The 21,382-nt window shown below is 64.8% G+C and carries 24 protein-coding genes; 10 read left to right on the forward strand and 14 right to left on the reverse strand.

From position 1 onward, the window contains the following. Position 1: 1 nt before the first annotated feature. The 3 genes from AC5RTE_RS15995 to AC5RTE_RS16005 form a co-directional block, all read right to left on the reverse strand. The gene (locus tag AC5RTE_RS15995) at positions 2–985 is read right to left on the reverse strand and encodes an ABC transporter permease (protein ID WP_494042360.1); all 984 of its coding nucleotides are present in this window, start codon (positions 983–985) and stop codon (positions 2–4) included. Between the two features lie 3 nt (positions 986–988). Further along, on the reverse strand, positions 989–1,201 hold the full coding sequence (locus AC5RTE_RS16000; protein ID WP_494042361.1) for a hypothetical protein: 213 nt from the start codon (positions 1,199–1,201) through the stop codon (positions 989–991). A 135-nt stretch (positions 1,202–1,336) separates the two neighbouring features. Then, positions 1,337–1,945 carry a TetR/AcrR family transcriptional regulator gene (locus AC5RTE_RS16005; protein WP_494042362.1) on the reverse strand — a complete coding sequence of 203 codons (609 nt, stop codon included), beginning with the start codon at positions 1,943–1,945 and terminating at the stop codon, positions 1,337–1,339. A 126-nt stretch (positions 1,946–2,071) separates the two neighbouring features. Here AC5RTE_RS16005 and AC5RTE_RS16010 point away from each other — a divergent pair, with 126 nt between their 5' ends. The 6 genes from AC5RTE_RS16010 (at position 2,072) to AC5RTE_RS16035 (ending at position 7,271) form a co-directional block, all read left to right on the forward strand. Then, a complete protein-coding gene (locus AC5RTE_RS16010; protein WP_494042363.1) occupies positions 2,072–2,629 on the forward strand; it encodes an NAD(P)H-dependent oxidoreductase in 558 nt (185 codons plus the stop codon). A gap of 126 nt (positions 2,630–2,755) precedes the next feature. Then, positions 2,756–4,000, forward strand: coding sequence for a non-homologous end-joining DNA ligase (gene ligD, locus AC5RTE_RS16015; protein WP_494042364.1), 1,245 nt, complete (start codon positions 2,756–2,758; stop codon positions 3,998–4,000). A gap of 187 nt (positions 4,001–4,187) precedes the next feature. Then, complete coding sequence (locus AC5RTE_RS16020) at positions 4,188–4,934, forward strand: GerMN domain-containing protein (RefSeq protein WP_494042365.1); 747 nt, start codon at positions 4,188–4,190, stop codon at positions 4,932–4,934. A gap of 82 nt (positions 4,935–5,016) precedes the next feature. Continuing rightward, positions 5,017–6,309 (forward strand): aminotransferase-like domain-containing protein, encoded by a 1,293-nt coding sequence (locus AC5RTE_RS16025; protein ID WP_494042366.1) that lies wholly within the window; start codon positions 5,017–5,019, stop codon positions 6,307–6,309. Between the two features lie 49 nt (positions 6,310–6,358). After that, positions 6,359–6,787 carry a universal stress protein gene (locus AC5RTE_RS16030; RefSeq protein WP_494042367.1) on the forward strand — a complete coding sequence of 143 codons (429 nt, stop codon included), beginning with the start codon at positions 6,359–6,361 and terminating at the stop codon, positions 6,785–6,787. A gap of 148 nt (positions 6,788–6,935) precedes the next feature. Beyond that, positions 6,936–7,271, forward strand: a complete 336-nt coding sequence (locus tag AC5RTE_RS16035) for a hypothetical protein (RefSeq protein ID WP_494042368.1) — start codon at positions 6,936–6,938, stop codon at positions 7,269–7,271. Here AC5RTE_RS16035 and AC5RTE_RS16040 read toward each other — a convergent pair. The 5 genes from AC5RTE_RS16040 to AC5RTE_RS16060 form a co-directional block, all read right to left on the reverse strand. Beyond that, the gene (locus tag AC5RTE_RS16040) at positions 7,268–7,897 is read right to left on the reverse strand and encodes a phosphatase PAP2 family protein (protein ID WP_494042369.1); all 630 of its coding nucleotides are present in this window, start codon (positions 7,895–7,897) and stop codon (positions 7,268–7,270) included. The genes AC5RTE_RS16035 and AC5RTE_RS16040 overlap by 4 nt on opposite strands. A 20-nt stretch (positions 7,898–7,917) precedes the next feature. Beyond that, a complete protein-coding gene (locus AC5RTE_RS16045) occupies positions 7,918–9,429 on the reverse strand; it encodes a dihydrolipoamide acetyltransferase family protein (protein ID WP_494042370.1) in 1,512 nt (503 codons plus the stop codon). Positions 9,430–9,436: 7 nt separating this feature from the next. Further along, positions 9,437–10,417: an alpha-ketoacid dehydrogenase subunit beta gene (locus AC5RTE_RS16050; protein WP_494042371.1), complete on the reverse strand. Its 981-nt coding sequence runs from the start codon at positions 10,415–10,417 to the stop codon at positions 9,437–9,439. Further along, positions 10,417–11,694 carry a pyruvate dehydrogenase (acetyl-transferring) E1 component subunit alpha gene (pdhA, locus tag AC5RTE_RS16055; RefSeq protein ID WP_494042372.1) on the reverse strand — a complete coding sequence of 426 codons (1,278 nt, stop codon included), beginning with the start codon at positions 11,692–11,694 and terminating at the stop codon, positions 10,417–10,419. The genes AC5RTE_RS16050 and pdhA overlap by 1 nt, the downstream gene beginning before the upstream one ends. 149 nt (positions 11,695–11,843) lie before the next feature. Continuing rightward, positions 11,844–12,962, reverse strand: coding sequence for a histidinol-phosphate transaminase (locus AC5RTE_RS16060; RefSeq protein ID WP_494042373.1), 1,119 nt, complete (start codon positions 12,960–12,962; stop codon positions 11,844–11,846). Between the two features lie 264 nt (positions 12,963–13,226). Here AC5RTE_RS16060 and AC5RTE_RS16065 point away from each other — a divergent pair, with 264 nt between their 5' ends. Further along, positions 13,227–13,649, forward strand: a complete 423-nt coding sequence (locus AC5RTE_RS16065) for a phage holin family protein (protein ID WP_494042374.1) — start codon at positions 13,227–13,229, stop codon at positions 13,647–13,649. A gap of 67 nt (positions 13,650–13,716) precedes the next feature. Here AC5RTE_RS16065 and AC5RTE_RS16070 read toward each other — a convergent pair whose 3' ends face one another. Together AC5RTE_RS16070 and AC5RTE_RS16075 are read right to left on the reverse strand one after the other, a co-directional pair. Next, positions 13,717–15,000 (reverse strand): hypothetical protein, encoded by a 1,284-nt coding sequence (locus tag AC5RTE_RS16070; protein ID WP_494042375.1) that lies wholly within the window; start codon positions 14,998–15,000, stop codon positions 13,717–13,719. Between the two features lie 83 nt (positions 15,001–15,083). Next, on the reverse strand, positions 15,084–15,386 hold the full coding sequence (locus tag AC5RTE_RS16075) for a hypothetical protein (protein ID WP_494042376.1): 303 nt from the start codon (positions 15,384–15,386) through the stop codon (positions 15,084–15,086). Positions 15,387–15,555: 169 nt separating this feature from the next. Here AC5RTE_RS16075 and purB point away from each other — a divergent pair, with 169 nt between their 5' ends. Continuing rightward, positions 15,556–16,998 carry an adenylosuccinate lyase gene (gene purB / locus AC5RTE_RS16080; protein ID WP_494042377.1) on the forward strand — a complete coding sequence of 481 codons (1,443 nt, stop codon included), beginning with the start codon at positions 15,556–15,558 and terminating at the stop codon, positions 16,996–16,998. A 105-nt stretch (positions 16,999–17,103) separates the two neighbouring features. Continuing rightward, positions 17,104–17,778: a histidine phosphatase family protein gene (locus AC5RTE_RS16085; protein ID WP_494042378.1), complete on the forward strand. Its 675-nt coding sequence runs from the start codon at positions 17,104–17,106 to the stop codon at positions 17,776–17,778. Here the strand turns inward: AC5RTE_RS16085 and AC5RTE_RS16090 are convergent. The 3 genes from AC5RTE_RS16090 to AC5RTE_RS16100 form a co-directional block, all read right to left on the reverse strand. Then, complete coding sequence (locus AC5RTE_RS16090; protein WP_494042379.1) at positions 17,775–18,659, reverse strand: serine/threonine-protein kinase; 885 nt, start codon at positions 18,657–18,659, stop codon at positions 17,775–17,777. The two genes, AC5RTE_RS16085 and AC5RTE_RS16090, sit on opposite strands and share 4 nt — an antisense overlap. Positions 18,660–18,697: 38 nt before the next feature. Then, a complete protein-coding gene (locus AC5RTE_RS16095; RefSeq protein WP_494042380.1) occupies positions 18,698–19,021 on the reverse strand; it encodes a hypothetical protein in 324 nt (107 codons plus the stop codon). A gap of 69 nt (positions 19,022–19,090) precedes the next feature. After that, positions 19,091–19,606 (reverse strand): MarR family winged helix-turn-helix transcriptional regulator, encoded by a 516-nt coding sequence (locus AC5RTE_RS16100; RefSeq protein WP_494042381.1) that lies wholly within the window; start codon positions 19,604–19,606, stop codon positions 19,091–19,093. A 145-nt stretch (positions 19,607–19,751) separates the two neighbouring features. Between AC5RTE_RS16100 and AC5RTE_RS16105 the strand changes: the two genes are divergently transcribed. Beyond that, on the forward strand, positions 19,752–20,255 hold the full coding sequence (locus tag AC5RTE_RS16105; protein ID WP_494042382.1) for a GNAT family N-acetyltransferase: 504 nt from the start codon (positions 19,752–19,754) through the stop codon (positions 20,253–20,255). A gap of 49 nt (positions 20,256–20,304) precedes the next feature. On the opposite strand, the gene AC5RTE_RS16110 is transcribed toward AC5RTE_RS16105, so the two are convergent. Continuing rightward, positions 20,305–21,360: an FAD-dependent monooxygenase gene (locus AC5RTE_RS16110; protein WP_494042383.1), complete on the reverse strand. Its 1,056-nt coding sequence runs from the start codon at positions 21,358–21,360 to the stop codon at positions 20,305–20,307. Positions 21,361–21,382 lie beyond the last annotated feature (22 nt).

Consider the following 21,382-nt stretch of genomic DNA (forward strand, 5'->3'; position numbering starts at 1 on the left):
GCTACTGCACCCGCACTCTCGGGTCAACGAGGGTGGTGGCGAAATCAGCCAAAATGGCCCCCAGGGCGAAAATTACGGAACCGTAGGCCAGCGTGGCAGTGGCGGCATTGACGTCCTGCAGCGAAATGGCGTCGATGCTCCACGAACCCACACCGGGCCAGGCAAAGATCTTCTCCGCGAAGAAGCCGCCGGCAAAAATGGCCGGGATGGTGAAGGCAATGCTCTGGGCCACCGGAATGAACGAGACCCGCAGTGCGTGCCGGGAAATCGCCTGGTTGCGGGTGAGCCCCTTGGCCCGCGCGGTTCGGACAAAGTCCGCGTTGACGTTGTCCAGGAGGTACTGCCGCTGTGCGATCTGGTAGGAACCCCAGCCCACCAGCGTGATGGCAACGGTTGGAACAGCGTAGTGCGCCAGCATGTCCACAAACTGCGCCCAGCCGGGCTCCACTCCGGGCGTGGAAATTCCGGTGACAAAGAAGATGCGCTCCCCCACCGTCTCATTGATGCTGATGGCACCAAGCTGCACCAGGAAGTACGCAATCGGGGCAGGCACAATATAGGCGAGGTAGCTGTAGGACGTGATGGCTCGGTCCTGGAACTTGTACTGCCGCGCTGCCGAATAAACCCCGAGTGCCACACCGATGACGAGCGTCAGGATGATGGAGGCCAGGAAGAGCCGGGTGGAAATCCACACCCGGTCCCCGAACTCGGCGTTGATGAAGGCCCCGTTGGGGCTGCGGCCCCAGTCCCATCGGGTGACAATGGCCGTGAGCCATTCCACGTAGCGTTCCCACGGGCTCAGGTCCGGGTCCAGGCCCTTGAGCCGCATCGAGTTCGCCACCTGTTCCGGGGTGGGGCGGGGAATGCGTTCCTGTTCAAGCAGCGCGGGCTTGAGGGAACTGACCGCCAGGAAGTAACCGGCCGAGGTGGTCAGGAAGATCATAAAAACGTACGTGATGCCGCGCTTCGCGAGGTACCTGAGCATGGCCTAGTTTTGCTTCGCCGCCGGCAGCTGGACGATAAGGGCCCGCGGTGTGGGCAGGCTGGCCAGGCTGTTAGGCAATTCAACAATCACGTGCTGGATCCTTCCGTTCTCCCCGGGTCGGCGGGGGTTGTGCCGCTTCACCGGGTCCTCTGCCAGCGGATAACTGACTCCCGCAGCCTTGCAGGCCCTGCCCTTGTGGACTATGTCGCGGGTCACATTCCAGAGGAAACTATCACAAGGCGGCGCCCGAAATGGACGCCTGATGGCTAAACCCACCCACGCGTATCAGATCGTTATGAATATTTTTGTAAAATCAGTTTGACCGTAAGCCAGGAAACCGATCGACGTAACCTACGCGGCGGTGACAACGCGTGTAACAAGCTCCTTCCAAGAGTCACTAAGCCGGCTTTCTGCCACTCCATGCACCCGGACCAGGTTCAATAGCCGCTCTGGAGCCAACGTGGCCCCGAGGGCACGCGCCATTAGCCAAGGGTCAGCCGTGAAGCCCTCCTGGGCGAGGAGCAGTTCGATGTGGCGGTACCAAAGGACAGCAGCGGGAACTTCACTGCGGCCCCGCGAGGCGTTCTCTGCGGCAAGGGCCAGATCACCAAACTCCATGATGTAGGCAATGCGTTCAGTGCCGAAGGCAACGAGGCGTTCCAGTCCCGGGGCGCCCGGGCCCAGAGGTGGAGGGCCGAACATAAAGCGCGCCTGGAAGGCAGCCTCGGACTCGCTTAAAAGGGTGAGCATGAGTCCGGCCCTGCTGCCAAAACGGCGAAAAACAGTACCTTTGCCCACCCCGGCGTGCTCGGCGAGCCGGTCCATGGTGAGCCCCTCTGCCCCGCACTGCCCAATCAGGTCGCGGGCCGCCTTCAGCAAGCGCTCCCGGTTCCGCGCGGCATCGCTGCGTTCCACCGCCTCGCCGGTGGATGCGGGGGGATGCATTGGGATGAAGGTCACAGTCAATATTCTAGACCCCGGGAATAAGAAACGGACCGTAGTCCGTTTAGATTGGGTGAAGGCGTAAAGAGCCTCAGTTGTCACCGGTTGGCGGTCCCCTCCCGCCTCCCCTACCCAGGAGTTCCCATGACCAAGAGCACTGTACTTACCCTCGTCGGCAGCCTCCGCGCTGAATCCACCAACCAGAAGCTGGCCGAAGCAATCCAGCTGAATGCGCCGGAGCAGATGGACGTTGTCATCCACGAAAACCTGGGAAACATTCCCTTCTACAACGAGGACATCGACGTCGAAGGCCAGGTTCCCGCAGCCGCTGCCGCCCTGCGCGCTGCAGCCAACGACGCCGACACACTCCTCCTGGTCACGCCCGAGCACAACGGCACCGTTCCTGCAGCCCTGAAGAATGCCATCGACTGGCTGTCCCGCCCCTTCGGCGCGGGCGCCCTCGCCGGCAAGCCCACCGCCGTCGTCGGCACTGCCTTCGGTCAGTACGGCGGTGTCTGGGCCCAGGACGAGGCGCGGAAGGCAGCAGGAATCGCCGGCGCCCAAATCCTCGAGGACGTCAAGCTCGCAGTGCCCGGATCCATGGTCCGCTTCGCTGAACTCCACCCGAAGGACGACGCCGAGGTCGTTGAGCAGATCAAGGGCGTATTCGATGCCCTCGCAGCTGCCCAGCCTGCCGCATAATCAAGCTGCCGCGGGCCCGGTACGGAACTTCGTACCGGGCATGCTGCTTTATCAAGCAGCGTCGTCCCTTCCGCCAGGACTGCGCCTGCTCTGGCTGCGGCTTTCGATCGTTGCTAGCGTGACGGAATGACGCCCTCGAAGACCCCGGCCGAGATCCTCGACATCAACGGCGAAGACGTGCGCATCTCAAGCCCGGACAAAATCGTGTTCCCCGAGCCCGGGCTGACGAAGCTGGACCTGGTGCGCTACTACCTCACGGTGGCGGATGGTGCGTTGCGGGGCGCGGGCGGGCGGCCCATGGTGCTCAAGCGTTTCCCGAAGGGCATTGACGCCGGGCCGTTCTTCCAGAAGCGGGTGCCTGAGAACCATCCTGATTTTATAGATACCGCCATACTGCACTACGCCTCCGGCACCTCAGCAGAGGAGGCCGTCATCAGGGATGCCGCGGGCCTGGCATGGGTGGTGAACCTTGGCTGCCTGGACCTCAACCCCCATCCGGTGCGGGCAGAGGACCTGGAGCACCCTGATGAGCTGCGGGTTGACCTCGATCCGATGCCCGGGGTGGACTGGTCCAAGATTGTGGATGTTGCCTACATAGCGCGGGAGGTGCTCGACGACGTCGGGCTGGTTGGCTGGCCGAAGACAAGCGGCTCACGTGGGCTTCACATCCTGGTGCGCATCGCTCCGCGATGGTCCTACCGTGACGTGCGGCTGGCCGCCGAGACTCTCGCGCGTGAAGTGGAGAACCGGGCCCCCGGCCTTGCCACTGCGCGGTGGTGGAAGGAGGAGCGCGGCGAAAGTGTATTCGTCGACTTCAACCAAAACGCCAAGGACAGAACCGTGGCCTCGGCCTATTCGGTCCGCGCGCTGCCCGATGCCCGGGTCTCGACGCCGCTTGTGTGGGACGAGGTGCGCTCGGCCCGTCCCGACCAGTTCACGGTACGCACGGTGCCGGCGCGCTTCGCTGACCTGGGTGACCCGCATTCCGGCATCGACCAGGCGGTGGGCCGACTCGATGGCCTCCTCGCACTGGCAGCAGAGCTGGGCCCCGCGGAGAAGGCGCCGCGCAGTGGTGACGGCTCCGGGCGGCGGCTGTCAGCAATGCCGCTCATCGAAGTAGCCCGCACTAAGACCAAACCCGAAGCACTCGCGGCCCTCGATGAATGGAAGTCCCGGCATGCAGACGTCATCCCAGCCCTGCACCCCGCCGATGTGCTAGTGGACGGCATGCGCGGATCGAGCTCGCTCTGGTACCGCGTGCGGGTGAACCTGCAGCATGTCCCCGAGACTGAACGCCCTGGACAGGAGGAACTCATAGCGGACTACGACCCCTGGGCAGGCAAGGAGTGGCCGGGCCGCCCCGGATCATGACTCGCATATCAGGCGTCCTGCCTGATATGCCGTGACCAACTCTTATCCCAACCGGTACCTCAGGGACATTTCCTGCCTGACGGGCCGGCCGTAACGTTAACCCACGGACGAACCCGAACGGGATTGCGGTGCAGGGATGGCAAAAGGGCCGATTGCTCGAACGCGGACGGCGGGGGTGCGCGCTGTGATGGCGGCAGTTGCCCTGGCGGTTCCGCTGTGGGCCGCCGCCTGCGTCCCGGTGCCCCCTCCGGGAGCGGCGCCCTCCCCGCTGCCCCCGATTGATGCCGCTGTCACCCCCGCTCCGGCAACCACACCCGCTGTCCCCGTTCCCCAGCCACAGGTTCCGCCGCCCGTGGAAACAGCTGTTCCTTCCCCCGCCCCGGAAACCCAGGGCGGAGCCCCGGCAGCCCCTGCAGGAACGCCGCCGGCCGTCACGTCCCCAGCATCACCCGCGCCCGAAGAAACCGCCCCTGAGGACCCCCTTCCTTCCGCACCACCTCCGTCCGGCAAGGCGGGAGGGCTGCAGACGGTGACTGCCTACTACGTGCTCCTGGACGACGGCGGCAGCAATGGCGTGCGGTTCGGCTGCAATGACAGCCTGGTGGGGTTATCCCACTCCAGTTCCGGCGGCGAAGACACCCTTGCTGCTGCAGTGGGCGCGCTGCTGGACGTACAGGAGGCCGCGGAACAGCCCGGAGTACCGCCGGAGGTCTATAACGCACTCCTTAATTCGGACCTGAAGTTTCTGTCGGGAAGCTTTGACGGCACCACCGTGACCGTCTATCTTGCCGGCACGCTCAGCATGGGAGGTGCCTGTGATCTTCCGCGTGTGGAAGCACAGCTGACACAGACTGCGGTAGCGGCAGTGGGGGCGATCCGGGCGGAAATCTACGTCAACGGGCGCAGCCTGGCCGAGGCTCTCCGCCTGGACTGACCAGCCCGGCGCTTACACCTCGTGCGGGTTCTGCCTCAACAGATGTTGCCTCCTCAGCAACATCCGGCTGTATCCTGTCTGTGTGAGCCACGAGACACTCGACGCCGCAGCGCAGACGCTGCCTGCCGAAGCCATTGATGCCATCGAACGGGCGGCAACGTCCGCCCACCGCCACGAGGAACTCTTCTCAGAGCGTGCAGCAAACATCCGCCAGTCAGCAGTCAGGGATGTCTTCGACATCTCACTGCGCCCCGGACTGGTTTCCCTTGCCGGCGGAAGCCCCTACCTTCAGTCCCTCCCTCTCGAACGGCTCGCGGCCACAGCGGCGGCGATCATTGCGGAAGACGGCCTCACGGCCCTGCAGTATGGCAGCGGCCAGGGAACAGAGGAACTTCGCGCTCAGATCTGTGAGGTGATGGCGGCGGAGGGCATCCTGGACGCCCTGCCGCGGAATGTTGTTATCACCGCAGGGTCACAGTCGGCCCAGGACGTCGCTACCAAGGTTTTCTGCAATCCGGGGGACGTGGTGCTGGTTGAGGACCCCACCTACGTGGGCGCGCTCAACACGTTCGAGGCATACCAGGTTCAGGTGGAAACTGTGGAGATGGACGGAGACGGCCTCGTTCCGGATCTTCTTGAGGCAAAAATCGCCGCCCTGCAGCTCGCGGGCAAAAGCGTGAAATTCCTCTACACCATTCCGAACTTCAACAACCCCTCCGGCATCACTTTGGCCCGGGAGCGGCGGCAGCAGGTCGTAGACATATGCCGTAAGGCGAATATACTGGTCCTTGAGGACAACCCATACGGACTCCTGAGGTTCGACGGCGAGCCGCTGGCCCCGCTGCGCGCCGGCAATGCCGCCGACGTCATTTACATGGGCTCCTTTTCAAAGATCTTCGCCCCCGGCCTTCGCATCGGCTGGGCCCTCGTGCCCGAGCACCTGCAGCGCCGGTACTACCTGGCCGCAGAAGCTGTCACCCTCTGCCCGCCGGCGCTTAACCAGATGCTGGTGTCCGCCTACCTGCGCGACTTCGACTGGCGCGGCCAGATCGAAACCTACCGCGGCCTGTATGCGGCGCGGTGCCGGGCAATGCTGGCATCGCTCGAGATGTACATGCCCGCCGGAACCAGCTGGACCAGTCCGGAAGGCGGATTTTTTGTTTGGGTGACGCTGCCGGAGGGCGTGGACACCTACCCGCTGCTGCAAAAGGCGATCGACGCCGGAGTGGTGTTCATCCCCGGTGCCGCCTTCACGCCGTCGGACGAGCCGTCCAACAAGCTGCGCCTGGCGTACAGCGCCGTGCCGCCGGAATCCATCACCGAAGGCGTGCGGCGCCTGGCGCCGGTACTGCGGGAAGCCATTGCAGGACGGTAGCCTTGGGCTCACTGGCTTAAGCCCTCATCACCAAGCAAAGGAGCAGCACATGAGCGGAATCATCGTTGTAGGCGTTGACGGCAGCGGTACGGCCAAGAAGGCAGCAGAGTCCGCCCGGGACCTCGCCGCAGCACTCGGCGCCTCGCTGCACGTGGTGTCAGCTTTCGACAGCGACCGCACCGAGGTCTTCGGCAGTGGCAGCGACCAGTGGATTGTCTCCGACGCCGATGCTGCCGAGCATGTGGCCCGCACCGTCGCCGACTCCCTCGGCCGGGACATCAAAGTGACCTACTCAGCAGCCCGCGGCCGCCCCGCAGATGCCCTCATCAAGGAGGCCATCCGGATGGAGGCCAGAATCATCGTGGTGGGGAACCGCAGGATGCAGGGCATTGGGCGGGTCCTGGGCAGCGTTGCCAACAGCGTGGCCCACAACGCTCCCTGCGACGTGTACATCGCCAACACCTACGACGCCGACTAGCGGCTGGACACCACGGTGCGGCAGCATCCCGCCCCGTGGTGTCCGTTCTCACCCTGAAAACAGGGTTTTGAAGCTGAAGCCCCGGATAAAATTGGTTAAGCCCTCAATGGTGCGGTCATCCGCCATTCACCATCTTCAAGGGGCTTCATTGATAACTCTCCAGCGCCGCCAGCTCGTAGGGCACGACATCCTCCTGGCCCGCCACGGAAACCACATCTGTTCCATGCGCATAGACCGCAGCAGCGGCAGGGTTGTAGCGCTGCTGGACGATGGAACCGTGGACAGCGCACCGAACCTCATTGCTCCAGGCCTCGAACTTCCCGCTTCGGTGGGCAGCGTGCTGCGTGAGGACTGGAAGATCCTGACCGTGTGCGGGGCCGTGGCTGCCGGGATGGGCGCATTGATGATCTCAGCGGCCGTTGCCCTGGGCACCATGGCGGATCCATCCACCGTTGAGATGCTCTCGGCCTACACGGTCCACTAAAGGAGGGCTCCCGGCCAAGGCACCATCCAACCCTGCAGAAGCCACCAGATACCGGCCATCACCACACCGCCGAACAATGAGCCGGCAACCACCTGGGCCACCGTGTGGGCGCGCAGCACCACCCGCGACCAGCCGACAGCGGGGATGAGCAGCAGCAACGGAAGCCACGCCGCGCCGAGCATCAGGACGCCAATCACCGCTGACGAGGATATGGCCGCAGCGTGCCCGCTGATCTTCCAGAACGGGCTGACCCCCGCCAGGACCACAACTCCCCCCACCACCGCCAGGACCATGGCGACCACGCTCTGCGGCGCCCCCACCGCCGCCAGCACCAGCAGGCCGGCCACAATGGAAGCCAGCGCCATCAGCAGGACGGGTGCGCGCTGTTTGCGGTCGCTGACGTGATGGTCGGTGACTTTACCGCGCTTCACCAGGACAAGCAGCAGCAACAGCGGGATCACGCAGACGAACAAGGCTGCCAGCGCCCCATAGGCCATGGTTCCGGGAAAGCCGGCCTGGGCCATCGGGCTGAACAACAGCTGCACGCTCACCACCACTGGCGGCTGGAACACCTCAGTGATCCACCTGGCTGTCCTGTTTTTGGCACGGACAGCCCCTGCACCCATTACCACTGCTGTCAGTTTTCCTAGTCCAGCAGCAGCGCGGGTTCCTCCAGGATGGCGGCGACGTCGGCCATGAAACGGGCCGACAGGTCACCGTCCACCACGCGGTGGTCAAAGGAACCGCCCAGCGTAGTGATCCATCGGGGGATCACCTCGCCGTCCAAGACCCAAGGCTTCTGCTTGATCGTTCCAAAGGCAACAATTGCCACCTCGCCGGGGTTGATGATGGGGGTACCCGTGTCGATGCCCAAGGCCCCGATGTTGGTGATGGTCAAGGTTCCGCCCTGCATCTCGGCAGGCTGCGTCTTTCCGGCCCTGGCAGTGGTGGCGAGGTTGTTCAGGGCCAGCGCCAGTTCCTTCAGGGACAGGTCCTGGGCGTTCTTGATGTTCGGGACCATCAAGCCGCGGGGGGTTGCCGCCGCAATTCCCAGATTCATGTAGTGCTTGACCTGGATCTCCGCAGCGCCCTCGCCGTTGTCCACCCACGTGGCGTTGACGCTCGGGTTGCGGGCGGCCGCCCAGATCACGGCCTTGGCGAGGATAAGCAGCGGCGATACACGGATCCCCTCAAAGTCGCGTGAGGACTTGAGCCGTTTAACGAACTCCATGGTGCGGCTGGCGTCCACATCCACGAAGATGCTGACATGGGGTGCCGAAAAAGCCGAGTCCACCATCGCCTTTGCCGTGGCCTTGCGGACCCCCTTGACCGGAATCCGCTCAACCCGCTGGTCCTGCGGTTTTCCTGCCTTGCCCCAGAAGCCGTCCGCCTTGTCCAGCTCGGCGTCCCGCTGGGCCTGGTAGCTGACCAGGTCCTCGCGCGTCACCTCGCCGCGCAGGCCGGTGGCCACCACGTCAGCCAGATCGATGCCCAGGTCCCGTGCGATCTTGCGGACCGGCGGCTTGGCCAGGACCTTGTTGACCAGCCCGGTGATGGCGCCGCCGAAAGTCGGCCGGCTGTCCACCGGCTCGGCGGACTGGGTCCCGGCAGCCTCCACCACCTCGGCCGCAGAATGCGGCTGCACAGGCTCCAGGGTGGAAGCCGCGGCGCGGGCGGCGGCGGGCCCGCTCACCTGAGAGCCCGAGGCAGCTGCGGCCTTCCGCGGGCGGCGTTTGACGGCGTCGGCCTTGGGACCCGAGCCCACCAGCGGGCCGCCGGTTAGGGCACTTTCTCCAGCCGGGGCACTGTCTGTTGTGCCGGCGTCGGACGTTGCGTCCTCAGCGGGGAGCTTGCCGTACAGCGGCTGCACGGGTGTCTCGGGTGCCCGCGCGTCGGCCGGTGTGGGGTCGCCCGCGACGTCATCACTGACGCTGATGATGGCCGTGCCGACGTCGATGGTCACCCCTTCAGGCACCAGCAGTTCCGTGACGGTCCCGGCAAAGGGGGAAGGCAGTTCCACGATGGACTTGGCGGTTTCGATCTCACACAGGACGTCATTGATGGCGACGGCGTCGCCGGCCTTGACCTTCCAGGAGACGATTTCGGCCTCGGTGAGGCCTTCGCCGACGTCGGGCAGGTTGAACTTGTTCAGAGTCATAGTGTCCTCAGTAGGAGAGGGCGCGGTCCAGCGCCTCGAGGATGCGGTCGATGTCCGGAAGGTAGTCTTCCTCCACCTTGGCCACGGGATAGGGCATGTGGAAGCCTCCCACACGGATCACCGGCGCCTCCAGGGAATGGAAGGCCCGCTCGCTGATCCGGGCGGCGATTTCGCCGCCAATGCCGCCGAACGTGGGTGCCTCGTGGGCGACGATCAGGCGCCCGGTCTTCTGTACCGAGGCGGTGACGGTGTCGAAGTCCAAGGGTGAGATGGAGCGCAGGTCAATGACCTCGACGCTGCGTCCGTCCTCCTCCGCGGCGTTGGCGGCGGCCAGGGCCACCGGTACCAGTGGCCCGTAGGCGACGACGGTGGCGTCGGCGCCTTCACGGAGGACGTGGGCCTTGAACGGGTCCGCGGCGTGGCCCGGCGCTTCGGTGTCCACTTCGCCCTTGAGCCAGTAGCGGCGCTTGGGCTCGAAGACGATCACCGGGTCCTGGCAGTCCACGGCCTGCTGGATCATCCAGTAGGCGTCGTGCGGGTTGGACGGGGTGATGATCCGGAGGCCTGCCGTGTGGGCGAAGAGCGCTTCGGGAGACTCGGAATGGTGCTCTACGGAGCCGATGCCGCCGCCGTAGGGGATCCGGATGACCACCGGCACCGTGAGGTTGCCGTTGCTGCGCGCGTGCATCTTGGCCAGCTGGGTGGTGATCTGGTTGAAGCCGGGGAAGACGAACCCGTCGAACTGGATTTCACAGACCGGGGTGTAGCCGCGCAAGGCCAAGCCGATCGCGGTGCCGATGATGCCTGATTCGGCGAGCGGGGTGTCCACCACGCGGTCCGGGCCGAACTCGGCGATGAGCCCGTCCGTCACCCGGTAGACACCGCCCAGGGCGCCGATGTCTTCGCCCATGAGCAGCGACTTGGGGTTGTCTGACAGTGCTGCCCGGAGGCCCTCGTTGATCGCCTTGGCGATGGTCATGGTGGTCATCAGTGGCCTGCCTTTTGGGACGCCGGCGTTGCTGCCTGCAGTTCTTCTGCCGGCTCTTCGCCCGCAAAGCCCGCCGAGTACTCCTCGAACCAGGCCAGTTCTTCTGCCACCAGGGGGTGGGCTTCCACGTAGGTGTTGGCGAAAGCGGACCGGATATCGGGAGTTTCAAGGTCATGGGTCGTGCGCCGGACGTAGGCTGCGAGTTCGTCGCCGTCGGCCTTGACCTTGGCGAAGAATGCTTCGTCAGCCAGGCCTTCCGAGCGCAAGTATTTCTCCAGCCGGGCCAGCGGATCCTTCGCCCGCCAGGCATCCTCCTCCGCCGACTCGCGGTACTTGGTGGGATCATCGGCCGTCGTGTGCGCACCCACCCTGTAGGTGAAGGCTTCGATCAGGACGGGGCCCTTGCCCTGGCGGGCGTGCTCCAATGCCCACTCCGTAACCGCGTGCACGGCGATGACGTCGTTGCCGTCCACCCGGATACCAGGGAAGCCGTAGCCCTTGGCCCGGTTGGACAGCGGCACCCGCGTCTGCACGTTGGTGGGGACGGAGATGGCCCAGTGGTTGTTCTGGCAGAAAAACACCACGGGGGCGCTGTAGGAGGAGGCGAAGACCATGGATTCATGGACGTCGCCCTCGGAGCTGGCGCCGTCCCCGAAGTAGGCGATCACTGCAGCATCCGGCGCGGCCGCTGCGGCGCCCGAGCCGGCGGTCGGGGAGCCGGCAGTACTGGAAGCGGCCAACTTCTGGTCCCGCTGGATGCCCATGGCGTAGCCCACGGCATGGAGCGTCTGGGCCGCCAGGACCAGTGTGTAGAGGTGGAAGTTGGTGTCCTTCGGGTTCCAGCCACCGTTGGACACGCCGCGGAACTGGCGCAGGAGTTCGGCCAGGTCCACATTGCGTGTCAGCGCGACGCCGTGCTCCCTGTAAGTGGGAAAGATGTAGTCCTGCGGCTGGCTGGCGCGGCCCGATCCGATTTGGGCAGCTTCCTGGCCGGTCAGTGGGACCCACAGCGCGAGCTGTCCCTGGCGCTGCAGGGCGGTGGCTTCGACGTCGAACCGGCGAATTGCGGCCATGTCCGCGTAGAGCCCGCGAAGCTTCTCCGGCGTGATCTTTTCTGCGTAACCGGAGAAAACGGGATCGAAACCGAGCTTTCCATCCGGCGCCAGGAGCTGGACCATCTGTGCCGGAGGTTCGCCCATAACGGCTTCGGCATCAGCTTCGCGTTGGTCGTCTACAGCTGTTCCGTCGAACTCGGTGGCAGGCAGATGTGCGCCCATACCGTCTCCTTGCTTGCCGCATGCGGATGCAATGCAATGTCGCTGGGATATATGCCGCAAAAGGAATAGATTCCTGCTAAGGCATATACAATGGCTTATTGATCCTAACTTTATCTTCAGTAGGTAAGTGCGGGCCTACTTGTTAAGTGCTAGGAACGGTGTGGGGCCTTTGTATAGTTCGCACACAGCTCGAGGAAACGCGTATTCGCTTCGGCCTCGCCAATGCTTACCCGGACCCCTTCCCCGGGGAACGCCCTGACGGACAGGGCCCGCGCCCCCGCCAGTTCCGCAAACCCGGCACTGTCTGCGCCCAGATCCAACCACACGAAGTTGCCCTGAGCGTCGGGTACGGCCCAGCCCAGATTCCTCAGTCCGGCCGTGACGCGCTCCCGTTCGTCCACAAGCCTTTGTACCCTTTCTACAATCTGGGGATAATTTTGCAGGGACACAATTGCAGCAGTTTCGGCTATTTGCGACACCGCAAAGGGTGTGGCAGCCACCCGCAGGTGTTGGGTCAGCCCGGAATTGGAAATGCTGTAGCCAACCCGCAGGCCGGCCAGTCCGTGGGCCTTTGAGAATGTGCGCAGCACTACAACATTGGGGTATTTGCGGTAGAGCGCGATCCCATCCACCGCCTCCGGGTCCCGCACGAATTCCTGGTAGGCCTCGTCAATCACTACCACCACGCCTGACGGGACGGAACGGATGAAGGCCTCGGTCTCGGCAGCTCGAAGGGCGGGGCCGGTGGGATTGTTCGGTGTGCAGAGGAGGATCAGTTTGGTGCGGGCTGTTACTGCCGCTGCCATGGCCGCGAGGTCGTGCCGGCCCCCGGCAGCCAGGGGAACAGGGACACCTTCGGCTCCTGAGAGGCCAACACTGATGGGGTATGCCTCAAAGGAACGCCACGCGTAAATGACTTCATCGGGTTTGCCGTCGTCGTTCCGCCCCGCGAATGCCGCCAGCAGCTGGTTCAGTGCGCCCAGACTGCCGGCTCCCGTGACGATATCCTCAGCAGGAACATCGAGGAAAGCGGCGAGTTCGGTGCGAAGCCGGCTGCTCAGCGGATCTGGGTAGCGGTTGAAGTCTGTCTGCCCGGCGACTGCCTCAACCACCGCGGGCAGCGGGGGCAAGGGGTTTTCGTTTGAGGACAGCTTGTAACTGGCCAGTCCGTCAACTGCGGCGGGCGGCTTGCCGGCCGCATAGCGGGGCAGCTTTGCCACCACAGGGCGCGGCTGGATGCCCCCTGCAAGGGTCTCTGATGACGTCATGCAGACCAGCCTACTTCTCCAGCCAGGGGAAGTAGGCGGTGTTCCCACGCTGGCGGCACCATGGAGGTACGCCTCCGGTGTGAACTCTTTTGCCAGCCCCGGATCGAGCTGCGGCCTGCTGGAGGTGGGTTTGCGATCGGCTGATTTTCCGGCACGCACTTTTCGAGGAGCCACTTTCGGCGGACGGGCTCCGATGCAGGAGCCCGGCCAACAAATGCAGCGGTTGAACGGCAGACCATCAGGGGCATATGCAACCATTAGCCCATGCGACTGATTGCCCGGGTACTGATTAACGCCCTTGCCCTTTGGGTGGCGGGTTGGATACTGCCAGGGCTGGAGATCTCCAGCTCCGCAGCCGCTGATGCAGTGGCCGAAACCGGGGTTACGCAGGGAAGTGACACGATCGGCACCGTCCTCGGCTACTTGTTCATCGGTGTCATCTTCGGTCTGGTCAACGCCTTGGTCCGCCCGCTGGTGAGCCTCCTCGCCCTGCCAATAACCATCCTGACCCTTGGCCTGTTTACTATCGTCATCAATGCCGCGATGCTCTACCTGACATCATGGATCAGCACCTATACGCCGGTGCGCTTCACGATTGATTCCTTCTTTTGGACTGCCATCCTGGCGGCGATCATCATCACGCTGACGTCCCTGGTTGCCGGCCGGATTACCGGAGCACGGCGGTAGCTGGGCAATAGTAGTGCTGCTCCCGCTCGCAAACCTGCTGCCTGAGAGACTTCGCCGGCGGCCATGGCTACCGTCCGCCATACCCGCGCCCCTCGGTGCGGTTGTCTGTCGCGTGGGATTTTGGAGCGGGGGCCTTGGTCCGGGTCAGGGAAAAGCGGGTAGCGGTGGCCGCGCCACCCGCTCCGAGCACAGCGCCCAACGCGGCAGTGGATCCCACCAGTGAGGGGTCGTTGCTGGCGGACACCAGCCGGGCGCCGTCCTGGTAGGTACTGAGGGTGTGGCCCGGCCCGAGGCCCCCTTCTCCTTCTGCGGCCCTCGGCGCGTTCCCCAAGGAAACCGTCACCTGGTCCCTTGAGTCCGGATTTGGTGACCCGTCTGATCCCGGCACCCAATCTGTGCGATGCTCCAGGTGCAGCGACTGCACTCCCTCCGCGGCGTTGATGCCGGCGACCGGGGAACCGGCCGTGAGCACATACCGGAGGTCGTAGTTTCGGAGGAAATGCGGATCGGCGGCCATGTTCATGGCATGGATACCGCCTTGGCTGTATCCAACGGCCACCACGGCGGCTCCCTGCTCGGCGCCCGCCGCCTGCAGAGCTGCAACCGCCGCAGCGCTCAAATCATCGGAGCTGTAAACCAAGGCTTCCACTATTCCAGCTTCATCAAACGGGTTCTTACCACCGGCACCGGAACCAGCAGGCTGGGTGCCGGGAACAACGAGCACGTAAGCCTTCTCCCCTCCGCTGGGGACTTCGATGACCTCGATAAACCCCGCACCACGAGCATCTATAAGCCGGATACGCTCCAGCAGGCCGGCCGGGGACGGGTCCAGGTCCACCTGAACTGTCTCCTCCTGGTGCATGGCCAAAGGGCGGCCGAAGATGCCTCCCTGCTCCAAGCCACCCCAGACCCCGGGATCCTCCTTGACCCGCCGCTTCACATCGGCGGCCTCGAGACCAAGGCCGGCCACCATGGTTTCTGCCGTCTTGCTGTCAACGGCCCGGGTGGAGGCCATATGCGCCAGGGACGCGTGGACGTCCTGCGGGCTGACTATGCCGAGGTATCTTGCAGTGCCGGCAAGCCACTCCGCCACTTCGTACTCCTGTTTGCACGCCCGGACCTCGCCGCTGATGTGCTGCAGCCCGGCGCGCACTGCCTGGATAGTCCGCCCGGACTCACCCACCACGCTAAGAGCCTGCGTGCCGGACCACCGCGGCAAGTCCTGGAAAGGCACGAGTTCCTCCCATATCCGGCGGACTTCAATCTCCAAATCGGAGAGTGTGCACGCCAGTTCATCCAGCTTCTTCGCGCCCGCCGCCAGTTCCTCCAGCTGGAAAGTTATTCCGCTCACGCCGCCGCGAATGGAAAGGGCTCCGTCATCGGGCGGGCTGAAAACCTTGATGGACCCAGTGCTGGACGGTGTTGCCTCGGCCATCAGGGGCTGCCCAAATAGGTGCAGCCAGCGGTAAATGTCTCGCGGGCGTGCCGCTCCACAGCAGCCTTTGCCTCAACCAGCGCTTCAAGCGCACGCCGCAGGGCAGTGGACTGCAGCGACACGGTATCGCGGTAAGCACGGCCGGCCGGAGACTCCCATTCCAGCAGCTGGATCTCCCTGAACCCGGCAAGCACCTCTTCTGCGCGGCCGATGCAGGAGGCGACGCGGACAGCCAACTGCTCCACCTGTGCAGCACGGAGCATGTCCTGCTGCAGCTCCGCCCCTGCCAATTGACCGCCCATGGCTCTTACCTCTCCCGCCTGCAACACCGCGGCTCCCGCGGCAGGCCCTGCCTGGAATGAACGCTACGGAGGGCAACCGGCCTGCCCAACCACCGCCGTCGTGTATGTGGACAAGTAACGTCCCGCGAAGGGCTAAAGCCGCCGCGGGAGTTCATGAAAGAATCAGCACATGCCTGAAACTGCCGCCACAGCTGACACCCGTACGCCCTCAGGACGCCTGGCCCTCGCCGCGTCCCCGGAAAAAATCGCGCTCGGCCCGCTGGACGGCCGCTACCAGTCCGCCGTCGCCCCGCTGGTGGACTACCTGTCGGAAGCTGCGCTCAACCGCGACCGGGTGGCAGTGGAAGTTGAATGGCTCATCCACCTGACCAGCAACAATGTCCTTCCCGGCGCGGGACCACTGACAGCCCAGCAGCAGGAGCAGCTCCGGGCCATTGTCACCGGGTTCGACGCCAACTCAGTGACGGAACTGGCTGACATCGAAGCGGTAACAGTCCACGACGTGAAGGCTGTGGAGTACTACATCGGCCGCCGCCTCCCGGCCATCGGCATCGGGCACCTCACGGCCATGGTGCACTTCGGCTGCACCTCCGAGGACATCAACAACCTTTCCTACGCGCTCGGTGTCAAGGGCGCTGTGGAAGACGTGTGGCTCCCGGCAGCGCGTGCGCTGGTGGCCCAGATCAGCAGGATGGCGCAGGACAACCGGGCCGTCCCCATGCTGTCCCGCACCCACGGCCAGCCCGCCACCCCTACGACGCTCGGCAAGGAACTTGCGGTCATTGCGCACCGCCTGACCCGGCAGCTGGACCGGATCGAAAAGACCGAGTACCTGGGGAAAATCAACGGCGCCACCGGCACTTACGCCGCCCACGTTGCCTCCGTCCCCGGCGCTGACTGGCAGCAGGTGTCCAAATCCTTCGTGGAGGCCCTGAGACTGACCTGGAATCCGCTGACCACGCAGATCGAAAGCCACGACTGGCAGGCCGAACTGTACGCCGACGTCGCGCGCTTCAACCGCATCCTGCACAACGTCTGCACGGACATCTGGAGCTACATCTCCATCGGCTACTTCGCCCAGATCCCGGTGGCCGGGGCCACGGGATCGTCCACCATGCCGCACAAGGTCAACCCCATCCGTTTCGAAAATGCCGAAGCCAACCTTGAGATTTCGTCCGGGCTGCTGGACGTCCTGGGTTCCACCCTGGTTACCTCCCGGTGGCAGCGCGACCTCACCGACTCCTCGAGCCAGCGGAACATCGGGGTGGCGTTCGGCCACTCCCTGCTGGCGATTTCCAACGTGGCCAAGGGCCTCGAGCGCCTGGATGTTGCCGAGGATGTTCTCGCTGGGGACCTGGACACCAACTGGGAAGTTCTGGGCGAAGCGATCCAGATGGTCATGCGCGCCGAGGCGATTGCCGGCGTCGAAGGCATGGAGAACCCTTACGAGCGACTCAAGGACCTCACCCGCGGACAGCGGGTGGACGCTGCCCGCATGCAGGAATTCGTTCAAAGCCTGGGCCTTTCACCCGAAGCCGAAGCACGCCTCCTGGCGCTGACCCCGGGCAAGTACACCGGCATCGCGGACCAGCTGGTGGACCACCTGAAGTAACGCTCGACGGCGGCGCCGGGCTGCTACATGCCCGGCGCCTTTCGGCCCGCCTTCCCTGGGACGGGGCGGGCGGGGCGGCATGCTTCCTAGTGCGAAACTGGAAGCATGAGGTTGCTCTTGATCCGCCACGGACAAACCCCGGGGAATGTGCTCGGCCAACTGGACACCGCCCACCCGGGTCCCGGCTTAACCGAACTGGGTGAGCGGCAGGCGGAAGCCTTGGCCCGTTCGCTGGCCAACGAGCCGATCGACGCGCTATATGCCTCCACCCTGGTTCGGACGCAGATCACCGCAGCACCGCTGGGCCGGCTGCACAGCCTCGACGTCCAGGTGCTGGATGGACTCCACGAGATAGAAGCCGGCTCGCTGGAGAAACTGACGGACCACGAGTCGCACAAGCGGTACATGGGGACGGTAATCTCCTGGGCCGCGGGCGACCTGGACCGGCGCATGCCCGCCGGGCCCGACGGCCATGCATTCTTTGAGCGCTTTGATGCCGCCATCGCCCGCGTCCTTGAACGCACATCCGGGGAGCAGGCCACGGCAGCAGTCGTCAGCCACGGCGCCGCGATCCGCACCTGGGCCGGCCGCAGGGCTCAGGACGCGGACCACGAGTTCGCGGCCAAGCATGTGCTGGCCAACACCGGAATTGTGGCGCTGAATGGTGACCCGGACAGCGGTTGGCGGTTGATCCACTGGGACGGCAGCCCGGTGGGCGGACTTGCCCTTGCCGATCCCACTGCGGAGGACCCCATGGGACGGAACCTGGCGGAGCCCTAAACCAGCTGCCTGATCCGGCGTGCCGGGAACACCGCCATACTTCGGCACGTGCCGTTGGACTGGCCGGCGGCGGCCGGGGGGATAAGCCCCGCCGCCATAACGGCCGCATCAGCCGCCGTCGGCCGTGCGTCACCGTCCATTGCGGTAAGCGCGCGAAGGAAGGAGCACCATACGGGCCCGAGCGAGTCGGGTATTTCCGGGCTCCTAAGGGTCCTGGCTACCAGGGATTCAATGGCCGTTCCGGGAAAGGCTTTGGTGCCCGTGAGGAGTTCCAGCAGGACAAGGCCCATGGCGTAAACGTCCCAGGAGGTACGCGCAGGTCCGCCTGCAGCCTGCTCCGGGCTCATGTAGTGAACTGTTCCCGAGGAGATGCCTGGCTCGGGAGCCGCTCCGGCAGCGGCCACTATGCCGAAGTCGATGATGCGGACCGGACTTCTCCGCAGACCGCTGAGCATGAGGTTCGCGGGTTTGATGTCCCGGTGGACGAGCCCCTGCTCATGCAGGTGGGCCAACGCTCCGAAGAGGCCGCGTGCCCAGGCGGCTACGTTGACGGCGTCCGGCAAGCCGGCGCGGGATGCCTCGGCAAGGCTCGCACCGAGGGCCAGCTCTTCAACCAGGAAAGGACGGCCCGCGAGGGGCGTGGTACCGGGCATGACGGACTTGGCGATGAACCTGATGATGGAGGGGTGGTCCAGTGCTGCCAGAAACTGGGCTTCATTGCGGATCCGCTCGAAGTGCTTTTCCGAGGTGCCAACAGCAACCTTGACCGCCACATCCGGGCCATTGTCACGGTCGACGGCGCGGTACACCTCCGCTAGTGAACCCCGTCCCAAACGCTCTTTGAGCTCGTAGCGCCCACTCACGGTTTCCACGGAAAGCATGGGGGCAGCGTTCTGCTGCCGCGCTGCAGCGACGCACGTCACGCCGAGAGAACCGGGCTGTGCACTGCTCCCGGACCCGCAACCTGGCCCTGCGAAGCGTACGGCGAGTAGAACCAGGCGTCGAGCTGAAACCCGCAGCCGCACCGCCACACCGGAGGAAGCTGAACGGGGCCGGCAGCGTCCGGCTCGAAGGAGTAGCCGACGTCGGCAGGACCTACAGCCGGCGTCACAAGGTCCATCGCGGAGCCGCAATGAACGGCGGCGCCGTCCCAGCCGCCTTCCTCATACTCTTCGTGCTGCACAGCCATCTTGGCCGGGGCGACCAGGGCACCTAGCCCAGTGAAAATTACCAACACACTCACGACTCCAGCCAGGGGATTTTCAGGACTGATCGTAAGCATACATATTACTAGCCAAGCTAGCTAGTCCAGCTAACTACTTTGTTCACTTTCTTCACCGAGGTCCGCCAAGGCGTCGGTCATGCGTTGCAGGAATCCGATCACAACCTGCGCCTCGTCAGCACTTAGCCCTTCCGCAACGGCCATCATCCGCCGGTGCATAGCCCCCAGGGTGACCCGGACCTCCTTGTCCGATTCCGCTGTTGGGACCACCACCACCGAGCGGCGGTCGGTTGGGTGGGCTTCACGCCGCACATGTCCGCTTGCCACCAGGCGGTCGATCAACGAAGTGGTGGAAGCGCTGGTGATACGGAGGAACTGGCTCAAGTCCTTGGGGGCCGTGGCCTTGCCGGAGGCCTGCATGCGCAGGAGGTACCGCAGGGCGAGGATGTCTGTTTCACCCATTCCCATGGAATCGCGGGTAGTCCGCCGGACGTTGGTTTCAGCAGCCCGGTAATCCCGCAGGGACTTCAACACGGCGGCACTGTAATCCAACTGGCCGTCCGGCCCGTACCAATAGCCAGAGCCCTCATTTCCCATTGAACGCATGGAAACATTCTAGACCAGCATGTATCTAGGCAACCAAGCAGAATGCATGCGCGGGGTTATCCCGGCGCTTACGCAGAAGAAACATCAGCGTAACTGCACACTTCTAGTCTTGTTTCGCATATCCCTTCGGCGAAACGAGGCAGACATGCAAACCAACCCGCGCCTGAACATCCGGCAGGTTGCCTGGGCCCATCCCGTGGGCGCTGATCTGCGCCGGGCACAGCAGGCTGAACTTGACGCCCGCTTTGGTTCCCCTGACCACGAACCCGGCACTCCGCCGTCGGACGCTGATTGCGCCGTGTTCCTCGTGGCGTATGACAAAGGGTCCGGCCAGCCAGTAGGGTGCGGCGGCTTGCGGCTCCTGGATGACAGGACAGCCGAAATCAAACGCCTGTACGTTCTCCCCTATACCCGGGGATCAGGAGTGGCCAGCTCCATCCTCGCCGCCCTGGAAGCCGAAGCGCACAAACAGGGGATCACGCGCATCAAGGCGGAGGCGGGATCCGCCCAGCCCGACGGACGGAACTTCTACGAAAATTCCGGCTTTGAGCCCGTGCCCAATTTCGGCGCCTACGTGGGGGTGGCGCACTCCTACTGCTACGCCAAAAGCATTGATGCCCGCAGTGCGGCCCACACCGCCATGGCCTAGCAGTGCGGGGGCCGGGGCGGTCACCCTTCTGCTGCAGGCGTAGGTCTGATCAGCTGCCGGAACGACTGGCGACGGCGGTGCCGGCCTGCCGCAGCCGGGCCAGGTTGAGCAGGCGGTCACGCAGGGGCTGGGCCCCTTCGGCAAGCGCAACGCGCCCGAGCGCGGCGGAGGCCACACTCAGGCCACGTGTCCTCAGCCGCCGCTGCCGGTCGTAGGCTCGAAGCGCCTGGTCCTCGTGGAGCGTATTGAGGAGGTTGGCCAGTGTCACGGCGTCCACCAGCGATTCGCAGGCACCACGGCCGAGGGTGGGCAGCATGGCATGGGCGGCGTCGCCGATGAGCACGGTCCGGCCACGGGCGAAGGACGGAAGACGCGGAGCAGTCCAAATCCGCTGCACCAGACAGGCTTCCGGAGTGGCCGCGCCCAGCACCCGCCTGATGGCCGGCGCGTGACCGGCGTAGCGTTCACGTGCCCCCGCCAAAACCGGTTCCACCTCGATGCCGTAGGGACCAAGTCCGGACCGGTAACTGGCGTACCAGAACATGCCGGCGCGCGCGGCCGCCATCCCGAAAAGGTCTCCGCGGCCCCAGTACTCGCCCACCTCATCCGGAGCAACCGGGAAGGGAAGAGTCCCGCGCAGCGCAAGGTACGGGGTGAGCCTCGCAGCGGTGCCTGCGCCCCAAACCTCGCGGCGGACCATGCTGTGCACGCCGTCAGCGCCTACAACCAGGCCGCCTTCACCCGGGGGCCCCTTGACATTGGCGGTAATCCTTCGGACAGTTCCGGGCACGGCAGCATCAAGCAGCCGCACCAGGTCTAGCCGGGCGATCGCAAACATCTCCCCGCCGTTCACGGTAATCCAGGGTTCACCTGCGGCATTGCGTACAGATCCGCTGCCGATCACCGGACTGGCGGCCCGCGCCTCCTCCAGCACCCCGATCCGCGCCAGGGCGCGTTGGGCGTCTGGCCACATTCCCAGGGCGGTGCCAACAGTGGGCAGTTCCGGCCGCTTCTCGTAGACGCTCACCTGGAACTTGGTTTGATCCAGGCAGGCGGCCAGTGCAAGCCCGGCAATTCCTCCGCCCATGATCGAGATCTTTTCCATGCGTCAATTTTACTACTTTTGT

The sequence above is a fragment of the Arthrobacter sp. K41 genome (genome assembly GCF_059089645.1).